Below are 12505 nucleotides of genomic sequence, written 5' to 3'. Positions count from 1 at the left end.
AAGAGGAGAATAAAAACTCTCCTCTTAGTATTCTGAGTTATAAAAACTGTTAGTTATAACCAGGGTTTTGTGTAAGAATGTTATTACTTGAAATAATAGCATTCAATGGAATCGGGAATAGCTCATTTTTTCCTTTCTGGAATCCTAATGGCCCTAAGAAAGTTTCAGCCTGACCAGTTCTTACAAGATCCGGGAATCTGTCCATTTCCATTGCCAATTCTACTCTTCTCTCTTGCCAGATTGCTAATCTTAAAGCGGATTGAGAAGTAGCAGGAGTTTCTCCAAGATTCGCTCTCAGTCTTACTTTATTAATGTTTGTAATTGCAACACCAGTATTTCCTAACTCATTTGCAGCTTCTGCATTAATCAAAAGAATATCTGCAAATCTTAGAATTCTTAAGTTCTGTATTGATCCATATCCACAAGCATTATTGTTTAATGAAGTTGGAACATAAACTTTTTGACTCCAAGTATTCCCTGCTTGAGGATCTCCTTTTTTGATCAAATCACCTTCAAGAGTGGTTTCACCCTCTCTCAAAATAGTGAATTCTTTTCTGATATCGCCAGGCTCAAATGCATCTTCCAAGGCTTGAGTTGGCGTAAAGAAGCCCCAACCGAATTGATTTCTAACACCTTGAACCTCTGCATATTGACTACCGCCAAACTCAGCAGAACATCCGCAATTAACTTCAAAAACAGACTCTGTACCAAATTCTCCTGCTGGTCTAAACAAATGATTGAAATCAGGATCTAAACTGTAACCCATTCCAATTACTAAGTTGGACGTATCATAAGCTTTTTGGTAATCTTTCATATAAAGATATACTTTTGAAAGCAGGCCTAAAGCACCACCTTTTGTCACTCTTCCCAAATCTGCCGCTCCATATGAAGTTGGTAAAACCTCAGAAGCTTCAGTTAAATCTTTTACGATAAAAGCATAAACTTCTGCCGCTGAATTTCTCGGAATATTATAGTTTGTCTGCAATCCGTCGAAAATTGGAACACCGCCATAAATTCTCACTAAATTAAAATAGAAGTAAGCTCTTAGCATTTTAGCTTCTGCAATGAGTCTATTTTTAAGTGTAGCATTCATCTCAATGTTTGGTACATTGGTAATAACTTGATTGGCTCTACCAACTGCTTGCCATTGACCAATCCAATAGCCGTTCACTCCATCATCACTAATTGTAAATGAGAAGTTGTCATAGGCATTAATGAATGATGCATCACCAGGATTTGATCCTTTCTCCACATCATCACCAGTCACCCCAAAAACATACTGAGCAGGGAAACCTGTATTTTCCCAACTTCTTAGGAAACTGTAAATTGCATTAGTCGCTTTCATAGCATCTTCTTCTGTTTTGAAGAAATCTGTAGCCTCTATAGCGCCTTCTGGTTTTATATCTACAAAATCATCATTACAGCTAACTATGAGTGAAAATAAAGATAATGTTAAAAATATTTTTTTCATGATTTTCTAATTAAAATGTTAAGTTCATACCCATTGTGTAAATGGCAGAGATTGGATAAATGTTTTGGTCGATACCCATCTGTACTCTGTCTGTGTTCATAATCTCTGGAGAGAATCCGTTATACTTGAAACTTGTCCAAGGGTTTTGAGCACTTAAGTAAATTCTTAGTTTATTAACAGATAAAGAATTTGCGATATTTTTTGGTAAAGAGTAACCCACTTGGATATTTCTAATTCTGAAATAACTACCATCTTCTACATAGAAGCTATTCGGAGCAATAATCAATTGGTTAGACGTTATCATAGAATTTGTATTCGATGTTCCTGCTCCGGTCCATCTGTTATTATACATATCAAGATCCCAACTTTCGTTACCATATCTTTGCTCACGGTTGTAATTGTAAATCTTGTTACCAAATACACCTTGGAAATCAATTCCAAAATCGATAGCGTGGATATTTAAATTAAATCCGAAACCGTAAGTTCCTTTTGGAATTGGGCTTCCTAAGAATGTTTTATCTCTAGAATCGATAACACCATTACCGTCCATGTCTTTGAACTTGAACCAACCAGCTCTAGCAGCTCCTCCGTTTTGACCAGAAGCAATAGCATCTGCATCATTTTGGAAAACGCCATCTACTTGATATCCATAATAAGAACCAACAGCTTGTCCTGTTTGTAATCTAATAATGGAATTTCCAAATAAACTAGCTCCAGTTTCTAGGAAAGAACCTCCATAAACATCTGTGATTTCATTTTTAAGCGATGTAAAGTTCCCGTAAAATCCAAGTTTTACATTATCACTTAAATTTGTATTATAATTTGCAGAAACCTCAAAACCTTTATTTCTGAAAGAATAAGCATTAGTTACATAATTTCTCCAGTTTTCAGCTCCCGATACAGTTCCTTGGAAAATACCGTAAACTACATCTTTTGACTCTTTGTTGTAATAAGTTGCTTCAATTTTCAACTTGTTATTCAACAATGCCATTTCTACACCGTAATCCATACCTATTGTAGTTTCCCAACCAATTGTATCGTCAATAACTGTATTGATAGTAGCAGCCGGATAACCATTATTACCATAATAAACACCCGTAACATTGGATACAAGTTGGTTGAAACTTCTTTGCACTTTAGGATTTCCTAACTCACCCCAGCTAGCTCTGAATTTCAACAAATCAAAAACGGTTTGATTACTCATAAATCCTTCTTTAGAAGCTACCCACCCTATACTCACAGCTGGGAAAACCTTAGCTCTGTCTACGGAAATTTGTGAAGTTGCATCTCTACGAATAGATGCGTTCAAAAGATATTTTCCAGCATAATCATAATTAATTCTACCAAAGAAAGATTCTATTCTTTGTTGATCCTGAGTAACTGCAACTGGTACAGTCTGGGTATTCGCAAAATGTACTATATCTGTTCCATTTTGAATGTTTAAAGATCCGTTTGTTCCATCATACATTACATTATTTGCAGACCAGTAATCTTCTGATCTAGAATCTCTAATTCTAGAAAAACCAGCTAATAAATCTAAATTATGACTACCAAAACTTTTCTTCCAGTTGATTGTATTATCCCAAACATAATTGCGATGTCTCACATCTCTTGTAATCAAAAGTGGATCCCTTTGATCTGCAGTAGGTGCAAAAAATAATGTTGGAGTATATTCATATTTGCTTGGGCTATAATTATCACTTGTATAGCTACTTCTAAAAGTAAAGTCTTTCAAGAACTTAACTTCGGCCCAAACGTTATTCAATAGTCTCTCTTGTCTTTCTTGAGAACGGTACAAATCCAGTTTTGCTCTTGGATTGGGCACAGTTACCAAAGTAATATATTGGTACATTCCTGTATCCGGGTTAATTGTTCCAAAAACAGGAGGTGCATTACGAGCATCCAATAGTGGGTTTTGGGCTATATCGGTACGCATTTTGGAAAAAGCAAAGTTATTTCCAATTGTAATGTTATCTGTTACTTTATAGCTTAGGTTCAATTTTGTATTAAATCTATTGAATCCACTTCCTGAATTGATTCCTCTACCTGCAGCTAAATTACCTTCATCTTGAAGATAACCAACGCTACCATAATAATTCAGTTTTCCTAAACTTCCAGATGCTGAAAAATCATTGGAATTAATCATGCTTGTACGTAAAATCTCTTTGAACCAATCGGTATTACCAGGATAACCTGCTTTGGTTATAGATCCTGCAGTACTGCCATTGTTATCATTAATCAATCTCTCGTTATACAATTCTATGTACTGATCACCGTTTACCATCTTAGGTACATTGGTCACGGTTTTGATACCCAAATAAGAATTCAGATTGAAAACTGGTTTTCCTTTCCCTGTTTTAGTTTTGATAATCACAGCACCATTCGCTGCTTTTGCTCCAAAAATTGCTAAACTGGATGGATCTTTCAAAACACTCATCGACTCAATGTCCTGAGGATTAAGGAAAGAGATATCCTCTGTCAACATTCCATCTACGATAAAAACTGTGTTTCCAGATAGTGATCCAATTCCTCTAATATCTACACGAGGAGAACCTCCCGGTGTACCAGAGTTCACAACATTCACCCCAGCCAATCTTCCTTGAACAGAACTTAGTGGATTTGCATTTGGTTTATCTGCAAGATCTTTTGCAGAAACAATTCCAATACTTCCTGTAACATTTTCCTTCTTTTGTGATCCATATCCAATCACAACCACTTCCTCAATCTTATTTTCGGCAGCAGCTGTATCTTGTGTGGACTGCGCATGCAAATTGCCTCCAAAATAGATTGCGGCGATCAGCATCGGTAATTTCACATAATTTTTTCTCATAATATTCTTATGTATTATTTTCTTAGTCCGAATATAAATAATTTATTAACAAAAAATTAAGTTAAAATAAAAAATTAATAAATAATTGATATTCAATACTATAAATTAATATTTTAACATTTACAAGTCAAAAAAGGATAAAAAAAATTCCCTGTTTTGGCTCGTTATTTGCCCATTTTCATCAATTCAAATCTTTATTTACTCAAAATGAGTTAATAATAACTGGTCAGGAATTTGCAGTTTGAGTAATCTCAATTAATTAAAAAATAAATCAAAATATCAGAAATATGAACACCAACAGATTATCAGCCAGAATGCAGGAAGCATTGATAAAACAAATGACAAAAGAGGCTCACGCTTCACAAATTTTCCTTTCTTACGGTTGTTGGGCAGACGTGAAAGGTTACGGCGGGATTGCCAATTTTCTATACCGTCATGCGCAGGAAGAGCGAAATCATATGATCAAATTTATGCGCTACATCCTAGACAGAGGTGGCGAGGCAAGAGTGGAAGCCATTCCTGCTCCACCGGAAAATCCACAAAATCTGACAGACGCTTTCAACAAAGTGTTTGAACACGAGGTAGATAATACCACTGCAATCTACGACATTGTCAATCTTTCTTTTGAAGAAAAAGACTGGGCAACCTGGAATTTCATGCAATGGTTTGTAAAAGAGCAAATTGAGGAAGAAAAATTAGCATTAGAATTGATTGATAAGCTCAAAATCGCAGGTGGAGACAGTGCATCCGACGAATCACTTTTCACATTGGACAAGGCTTTGGAAGCTGCTCCGGACGACGTTTCTCTCCCACAGGAAGCTACGGCAGAAAATCCTTCGTAACAACAAATTAAATATCATTACCTTTGATCTCCGTTTTTTGCGGAGATTTTTTATTAATCAAAATTAAAATTAGATGGCAGATATTATAGATACCAATCACACAAATCCAGAAGAATTTTACAAATCACTGAAAGAAAAACTAGAAGAACAGCATAATTTCCCAGAAGAATATCTTTTTAAATTCATTGTAACAAGTGATCCCGAAAAGATAACGGAAATCTTAAGAGCATTCGATAATTTGAAATATACTCTATCTAATAAGGAAAGTTCAACAGGAAAATACACTTCTGTTTCTATCGATTGTTTTGTGCTAGACGCAGACCAAGTCATCAGAATCTACAAAAAGGTGGCAGAAATCGAAGGTGTGATGATGCTGTAATTATAATTAATAAATGATGGTTGATAAATGATTTTTGGCGTGGCTTGAAACTTGTATTTTAATCATCAGTATTTTAAAAATTTCAAGTTATGAAAAAAGCATTTTTTAGAGTTCTGAATAACATCAACAAAGCTATTTTACCAAAGTACAGCAAAAGAGATTTTACAAAGCTGAACAAATTTCAGAAACTGATTTTCGGTTATCGTTACAAAGTCTTGCTAAACTCATTAGATTAAAGCATCAATCTTTAAACATAAATAAGAAGCGTTCAAATCATTTTTGGACGCTTTCTTTTATTCTAAATTCTAAAAATCAGAGTTTAATTAATTTTAGAAATAAGTTTTCTGCACAATTCATACAATGGTTTTTCAATTAAAAGATAAATGATAATTGAACAAATCCAAAGCAGTACGAAATTACGATCGGGAAGATAAACGTAGGATTTCAGTTTCATATTAAAATAACTCAAATGAATCAAATAGAAAACAAATGAGGCATTTCCCAAAAGAATAAAAAACTTAGAAGAAAGTAATCTTGAAACGAGCGTTCTTTCTGTCATCAATCCCCAAAAGAAAACAGCAATTCCTACGGGCAAAAACAATTCGTGAATCAATCTTCCTTCCCATCTTTCTACGCCGTGTACAAAATTGTTTCTGGCGAAAAAGGCAATACAAACATTTAAAACTAAAATCGAAATTCCACCCCAAAGTGTTGGTTTTTTGAGTTTATTTAAAAATAGAATTCCTTTTTCATTTTTCATCAGATATGCCAACAACATTCCGAAGAAAAACTCAAGACTGCGACCGAAAAATGTGCTTCCAATCATAAATTTTAAAGGTGATAAAAAACCTTTCGGATTTCCATTCAACTCGTGAAGACCGGATCCAATTCCCCAGCCTAAAAAGAAAAATCCAATTAAAAACAGAATGCAATACTGCCAGCTTTTCTTGAGTAATAAAAATAGAAAAGGTGCTAAAACATAAAAGAAAAACTCTACCGTAAGCGACCAAGCTTGTACAATTCCCGAAACGGAATAACTGTCAAACAAAGAATAAAAAAGAGAATATTGTAAAAAATAAGTATTGACATTTTTGGAATAAGCTGTATCGAGAAAATAACAACTCAACAAAATCCAATACAAAGGAAAAATCCTTGCGATACGGAGAAGAATATATTTTAAGTAAGATTTTTTGGATTCCAAAGGTTTTCCTTCGTACCGATAAGCCAATAAAAATCCACTCAAAACAAAAAAAACAGTCACGCCAATATGCCATTCGCTGATGAAACGCATCATTTCAAAAGGCAAATCGTGACGCCAATATTTTCGATTGTGATACACAAAAACCATAATCGCCGCAATGGCACGCATTCCGGTTAAAGCATCGAACTTATTTTTCTGTAACGTATTCAAAATGAATTTTTAAGAAATTTTTCCGTCTGGTGTGGCAGATTAAGAAAAAGAAACGTTTCAAAATTTGAAACGTTTCTCTATAACTTCAAGCTTCAGACTTCCATCTTCAAGCTCTTTATGAATTCTCAAGAATATAACTGAACATCAATGGTGCACAAATAGTTGCGTCACTTTCCACGATGAATTTCGGTGTGTTGATATCCAATTTTCCCCAAGTGATTTTCTCATTAGGAACCGCTCCAGAATATGATCCGTACGAAGTTGTAGAATCTGAGATCTGACAGAAATAACTCCAAAACGGAATATCGTGCATTTCCATATCTTGGTACAACATCGGCACCACACAGATTGGGAAATCACCTGCAATTCCACCTCCAACTTGGAAGAATCCAACACCTTTTCCACCAGAATTTTTCGGATACCAATCAGCTAAATAAGCCATATATTCGATTCCGGATTTCATTGTAGAAAACTTCAAATCTCCTTTGATACAATAAGACGTGAAAATATTTCCCATTGTAGAATCTTCCCATCCCGGCACCACAATTGGCAAGTTTTTCTCAGCCGCAGCAATCATCCAAGAATTTTCTCTCGGGATTTCATAATACTGCTCAAGAACGCCTGACAAAATCATTTTGTACATATATTCGTGCGGGAAATATCTTTCTCCTTTAGAATCCGCATCTTTCCAGATTTCATAGATGTGTTTTTGCAGTCTTCTGAAAGCTTCTTCTTCAGGAATACAAGTGTCAGTCACTCTATTAAGTCCTCTTTCCAGCAAATCCCACTCTTCTTTCGGCGTAAGATCTCTGTAATTTGGAACTCTCTCGTAGTGCGTGTGTGCTACAAGATTCATCAAGTCTTCCTCAAGATTCGCCCCAGTACAAGAAATGAAATCCACTTTCCCTTGACGAATCATCTCAGCTAGAATTTTTCCCAATTCCGCCGTTGACATTGCACCAGCAAGCGTGATCATCATTTTTCCGCCATCTTTCAAGTGGGCAACATAACCTTTGGACGCATCTACCAAAGCCGCAGCATTGAAATGCAAATAATATTTTTCTATGAACTCAGTAATCGGTTTGCTCATTTTGTTTAAGATTTTTGCAAAGATAAGGATTTGTTTGGATGATGGAAGTCAGAAGTCGGATGTATGATGTCTTTAACAATAATTATTTGGGCAGCTTTATCCGCCTTCCGTTCCCAATCTTTTTTGCTCGACGATTTTTGTTTAAATAGAACTTGAATATCAGCAAAAAAGGATTTACCCTCAAGTCGGGCTGCGGATTCAGCATAAATTCAAGTTTTGTCTTTAAATAAAAGTTGACCATAATCAATCAACAAATGTCAGGCTGAGGCTCTCGAAGCCAACTACTCTTTCAATAACATCTTAATTATTAAGCAAATATAAACTTCCAACATCCAGCTTCCATCTTCCAGCATATTTCACTACTTTTGCAAATTCAAATAAAATATAGAATACAATGCTTTCGGTTCAGGGATTAGGCTTACATCACGCAGGAAATTATCTTTTCAAAGACACCAACTTCACCATCAAAAAAGGCGATAAAATTGGATTGGTCGGAAAAAACGGAGCTGGAAAATCCACGCTTCTCAAAATACTTTCTGGAGAAATCAATTACTTTGAAGGCAATGTGGTTACTGAAGGTAAGATCACGATCGGTTTCCTAAAACAGGATCTTGATTTCGTAAAAGGAAGAACTGTTTGGGACGAGACGATGCAGGCTTTTGAGCAGATCAATGCTTTGAAAGATGAATTGGAAGAAGTCAACAACCAATTGGCAACTAGAACCGACTACGAAAGCGATGCCTACACAGATCTCATCAACAGAATGACGGATTTGAATGATTTGTTGATGAATTTCGACGCATACAATTTGGAAGGCGATGTTGAGAAAATTTTGTTTGGATTGGGTTTCAAAGCGAGTGATTTTCATAAGATTACCGACGAGTTTTCCGGAGGTTGGAGAATGAGAATCGAGTTGGCAAAACTGCTTCTTCAGCAAAACGATTTGATGCTTCTGGATGAGCCGACCAACCACTTGGATATGGAATCTATCATTTGGCTGGAAGAATTTCTGAAAGATTATTCAGGTTCGATGTTACTGGTAAGTCACGACAAGCAGTTTATGACTTCGACTTGCAACAGAACTTTTGATGTTAACAACCGAAAAATCGATGATTACAAAGCCAATTATTCCAAATATCTTGAGCTAAGAAAAGACAGAAAAGAAAAACTCATCCAAGCGAAAAAGAATCAGGATGCAGAAATAAAACATACCGAAGAATTAATCAATAAATTCCGTGCGAGTGCTTCCAAAGCTTCGTTTGCGCAGTCATTAATTAAGAAATTGGAAAAAGTAGAACGCATTGAAGTTGAGAATGAAGATGTTTCTAAATTCAATATTCGTTTCCAGCCTTCTGTAACGCCAGGGAAAGTAATTTTCGAAGCTAAAAATCTGGGGAAAGCTTATGGCGAAAAACAGATTTTTGACAACGTGGATTTCTTCATCGAACGTGGCGACAGAATCTCACTTTTGGGACAAAACGGACAAGGAAAAACGACTTTGGCGAAGATTCTTGCGGGCGACATCACCGATTATTCCGGAGAATGGAATCTTGGTCACAACGTAAGCATCGGATATTTTGCTCAGAATCAGGAAGAAGTTTTGACGCCGGATAAAACGGTTCTTCAAGAAGCAGAAGATTCTGCAACGGAAGAAACCAGACCTAGAGTTCGTGACCTTTTGGGTTCTTTCCTATTTCAAGGCGAAGATGTGACGAAGAAAACCAAAGTTCTTTCAGGAGGTGAAAGAAACCGTCTGGCACTTTGTAAATTGTTGCTTCGTCCGTTCAACACGTTGATTATGGATGAGCCTACGAATCACTTGGATATTCAGTCCAAGGAGATTATCAAGTTGGCGCTTCAAAAATATGAAGGAACCTTGATTGTGATTTCTCACGACCGTGAATTCCTGCAAGGTTTATCCGACAAAATCTTCGAATTCCGTGATGGAAAAATGAAAGAATTCCTAGGAAACATAGATGAATACTTGGAATACAGACAAAAAGAAAGCATCCGAGAAATCTCTGCAGAAAAAGCAAAACTACATCAGGAAGAAGTGGTTGAAGAACCAAGGCAAAAGATTCAAGAATCAAAACCAGCAACTAACAACCATCAACCAACAACTATTGTCAGTAAGGAACAAAAGAACATTCAGAATAAAATCAAAAAAGTCGAGGAAAAAATCTCTGAACTTGAATTGAAAATTGAGGAATTCGAAAGTTCTTTTACCAAAGAAAATCCTTCTGAAGAAACTTTGGAAACTTATAACAAAACCAAAGAAGAGTTAGATTTGACTTTGCAGGAATGGGAATTCTTGGGAACTCAGCTCGAAAGTTAAGATTTGAACTTTAAAATAAAATATAAACTGCATTGGATATTCTGATGCAGTTTTTTGTTTGCTGAAATTCGGTTTGTTTTCGTAATTTCACTTTTTAGAAATCATATTTTTAAAAATGAAAAATCATTATAAGCTTACAATAATATTAGCCTTAGTCATCCATTTTGTAAATGCTCAAAATTACGAGTGGAAAAAAATAGAAAATAACTTTTATCAAACTACTATTTTCCAAAAATCTAAAGAACTATTACAAAATAAAGACAGTTTAAAATTAACTGTTTTTGCATTTGATAGAAATGAAATAATTAACCTATCTGATTCAACTAAACAAGCATTTCCTAAAATTAATCTCACATTCGAAAATCTCAAAGACAAGCTTTCAGTAAGTAGTTTTGCGCCAGCACTTACAAGACAATCAGAGTTTTTAGTAAAGTATGAAACTCAAGAAAAGAAAGTTTACGAATATGAATTTTTTCTGTTAGACTCCATAAGTCAAAGTCAACTTAATGATTTTAAAAAATACTTGAATGAAACTCTAGAGATTATAAATTTAAAATACATTTCTAAGAAGGATGCTAAACTAGAAGCTTCAAAACTTTTAGGAATCGAATCAAAAGATTTATTTGAAGGAGACATTTTTCCTGCTAGTGTAATTATCAAAACAAATAAAAAAGTTAATTTAAAAAATATCGAGATAAAGTTTAAAAAAATTTTAGATGATTCTATTGAAAACAATTCTGATGATGTAATCCATATATTTAAAATAGAAACTGAATAACTTTTCTTATAATTACAAAAAAATAAAACAATGATAAACGATATAAAGAAATTCCTGAACGAAGATCAAGATCCAAAAGCAGTAGAAAAAATTGCTGAAAAGGTGAATGATCTGCTAACCAACGGGGAATCTATAGAATACATCGCGGTTCAAAATAAACCAGCCATCAACATTTCGCCAGATTCTATTGTTCTTACGAATAAAAGAATCATATTTTTCCGCTCCAAATCGTTTGGTTTGGTGACGGATTTTCAGGATTATCTTTGGAAAGATGTTGGCGAAAGTCACATTAGCGAAGCAATTCTTGGTTCAACTTTCAAGATGACAGCGGTCAGCGGATTTGTGGAAACGATTGACTATATCCCAAAATCTCAAGCGAGAAAATTGTATCAATACGCACAAGCCAAGGAGGAAGAGATGATAGAATTTCGCCGACAAAAAGAATTGGAAGACAAACGCGCAACTTCTGGCGCAATCACTGTCAACACGCAACCCGAGCAAAAAGAAGAACCCAAGCCAGAAACTCCAACAGAGAATCCAATGGAAACATTAATGAAACTGAAAGCATTTTTGGACAACGATTTAATTTCCGTCGAAGATTACGAGGCCAAAAAGAAAGAGATTCTAAGTAGAATGTGATAAAATTGAAAGCAGAATGTGAATTGGCATTTTGCTTTTTTGTTTAATTTTACAAGCTTCAAAGAAAAACTATGTCAGAACTATTCAAAGCTAATTTACAGAAATTCATCACGATGACAGATGAGGAATTTGCTTTGATAATGGGTTATTTCGAAGTCAAAACCTTTGACAAAAAACAGAATCTGTTGGAAGAAGGGCAAGTTTGTCATCAGAATTATTTTGTTTTGAAAGGCCTTCTCAGAAAGTTTTACATTAATGAAAAAGGCATCGAACAAACCACAGATTTCGCGCTGGAAAGCTGGTGGATGACGGATAATTTTTCTTTTGAACGGAGAACTCCGGCAGATTTTAGCATTCAAACCGTTGAGAAATCGGAGGTTCTTGCCATCAGCCACGATTCTCAAGAGAAACTGCTGAATGATTTTCCGATAATGGAAAAATATTTCCGTTGCATTTACCACAGGGCTTTTGCGTCCAATCAGCGGAGGGTGAAATATATTTTTTCCTATTCCAAAGAAGAATTTTACTTCTCGTTTGCGAAACAATATCCTGAATTTGTGCAACGAGTTCCGCAATATTTGATTGCTTCATTTCTTGGTTTCACGCCCGAATATCTTAGCGAGATTCGGAAGAAAAGCGTTTCTTAAAAAGTTGTTTCTCACAGATTTGGCAAATTTTGCAGATTAGTATAAATCTGTTTTAATCAGCAAAATCTGCGAGAGAATTACTT

The 12505-nt window shown here is 35.2% G+C and carries 11 protein-coding genes; 7 read left to right on the top strand and 4 right to left on the bottom strand.

The annotated features are described in order from the left end of the window. Positions 1-49: 49 nt before the first annotated feature. Both B0I22_RS14065 and B0I22_RS14060 read right to left on the bottom strand, forming a co-directional pair. Positions 50-1471: a RagB/SusD family nutrient uptake outer membrane protein gene (locus tag B0I22_RS14065; RefSeq protein WP_133945912.1), complete on the bottom strand. Its 1422-nt coding sequence runs from the start codon at positions 1469-1471 to the stop codon at positions 50-52. Positions 1472-1481: 10 nt separating this feature from the next. Beyond that, positions 1482-4301 (bottom strand): SusC/RagA family TonB-linked outer membrane protein, encoded by a 2820-nt coding sequence (locus B0I22_RS14060; RefSeq protein ID WP_133945910.1) that lies wholly within the window; start codon positions 4299-4301, stop codon positions 1482-1484. A 287-nt stretch (positions 4302-4588) separates the two neighbouring features. Between B0I22_RS14060 and B0I22_RS14055 the strand changes: the two genes are divergently transcribed. From B0I22_RS14055 to B0I22_RS16185, 3 genes are all read left to right on the top strand, one after another. Beyond that, complete coding sequence (locus B0I22_RS14055) at positions 4589-5143, top strand: ferritin (RefSeq protein WP_133945908.1); 555 nt, start codon at positions 4589-4591, stop codon at positions 5141-5143. Between the two features lie 73 nt (positions 5144-5216). After that, the gene (locus tag B0I22_RS14050) at positions 5217-5522 is read left to right on the top strand and encodes a DUF493 domain-containing protein (RefSeq protein ID WP_133945906.1); all 306 of its coding nucleotides are present in this window, start codon (positions 5217-5219) and stop codon (positions 5520-5522) included. Positions 5523-5611: 89 nt separating this feature from the next. Further along, the gene (locus B0I22_RS16185; protein ID WP_166668243.1) at positions 5612-5758 is read left to right on the top strand and encodes a hypothetical protein; all 147 of its coding nucleotides are present in this window, start codon (positions 5612-5614) and stop codon (positions 5756-5758) included. Positions 5759-5841: 83 nt separating this feature from the next. Here B0I22_RS16185 and B0I22_RS14045 read toward each other — a convergent pair whose 3' ends face one another. Continuing rightward, positions 5842-6933 carry an acyltransferase family protein gene (locus B0I22_RS14045; protein WP_246022246.1) on the bottom strand — a complete coding sequence of 364 codons (1092 nt, stop codon included), beginning with the start codon at positions 6931-6933 and terminating at the stop codon, positions 5842-5844. 115 nt (positions 6934-7048) lie between these two features. Further along, positions 7049-8023, bottom strand: a complete 975-nt coding sequence (locus B0I22_RS14040; protein WP_133945904.1) for a deoxyhypusine synthase family protein — start codon at positions 8021-8023, stop codon at positions 7049-7051. A 394-nt stretch (positions 8024-8417) separates the two neighbouring features. Between B0I22_RS14040 and B0I22_RS14035 the strand changes: the two genes are divergently transcribed. From B0I22_RS14035 to B0I22_RS14020, 4 genes are all read left to right on the top strand, one after another. Further along, positions 8418-10358, top strand: coding sequence for an ABC-F family ATP-binding cassette domain-containing protein (locus B0I22_RS14035; protein ID WP_133945902.1), 1941 nt, complete (start codon positions 8418-8420; stop codon positions 10356-10358). Between the two features lie 115 nt (positions 10359-10473). After that, positions 10474-11136, top strand: a complete 663-nt coding sequence (locus B0I22_RS14030) for a permease-like cell division protein FtsX (protein WP_133945900.1) — start codon at positions 10474-10476, stop codon at positions 11134-11136. 30 nt (positions 11137-11166) lie between these two features. Then, positions 11167-11775, top strand: a complete 609-nt coding sequence (locus B0I22_RS14025) for a PH domain-containing protein (RefSeq protein WP_133945898.1) — start codon at positions 11167-11169, stop codon at positions 11773-11775. A 71-nt stretch (positions 11776-11846) separates the two neighbouring features. Beyond that, positions 11847-12422: a Crp/Fnr family transcriptional regulator gene (locus B0I22_RS14020; protein ID WP_133945897.1), complete on the top strand. Its 576-nt coding sequence runs from the start codon at positions 11847-11849 to the stop codon at positions 12420-12422. Positions 12423-12505: the final 83 nt, after the last annotated feature.

It is taken from the genome of Epilithonimonas xixisoli, from assembly GCF_004365655.1.
Lineage (GTDB): Bacteria > Bacteroidota > Bacteroidia > Flavobacteriales > Weeksellaceae > Epilithonimonas > Epilithonimonas xixisoli.
The sequence above is the reverse complement of the archived record's forward strand: the minus strand, read 5'-3'. Positions and strand labels throughout refer to the sequence as shown.

Excerpts from the sequence above, each read along its gene's own strand:
- B0I22_RS14065 (WP_133945912.1), bottom strand. The coding sequence starts at position 1,471 with ATGAAAAAAATATTTTTAACATTATCTTTATTTTCACTCATAGTTAGC.
- B0I22_RS14060 (WP_133945910.1), bottom strand. The coding sequence starts at position 4,301 with ATGAGAAAAAATTATGTGAAATTACCGATGCTGATCGCCGCAATCTAT.
- B0I22_RS14055 (WP_133945908.1), top strand. The coding sequence starts at position 4,589 with ATGAACACCAACAGATTATCAGCCAGAATGCAGGAAGCATTGATAAAA.
- B0I22_RS14050 (WP_133945906.1), top strand. The coding sequence starts at position 5,217 with ATGGCAGATATTATAGATACCAATCACACAAATCCAGAAGAATTTTAC.
- B0I22_RS16185 (WP_166668243.1), top strand. The coding sequence starts at position 5,612 with ATGAAAAAAGCATTTTTTAGAGTTCTGAATAACATCAACAAAGCTATT.
- B0I22_RS14040 (WP_133945904.1), bottom strand. The coding sequence starts at position 8,023 with ATGAGCAAACCGATTACTGAGTTCATAGAAAAATATTATTTGCATTTC.
- B0I22_RS14035 (WP_133945902.1), top strand. The coding sequence starts at position 8,418 with ATGCTTTCGGTTCAGGGATTAGGCTTACATCACGCAGGAAATTATCTT.
- B0I22_RS14030 (WP_133945900.1), top strand. The coding sequence starts at position 10,474 with ATGAAAAATCATTATAAGCTTACAATAATATTAGCCTTAGTCATCCAT.
- B0I22_RS14025 (WP_133945898.1), top strand. The coding sequence starts at position 11,167 with ATGATAAACGATATAAAGAAATTCCTGAACGAAGATCAAGATCCAAAA.
- B0I22_RS14020 (WP_133945897.1), top strand. The coding sequence starts at position 11,847 with ATGTCAGAACTATTCAAAGCTAATTTACAGAAATTCATCACGATGACA.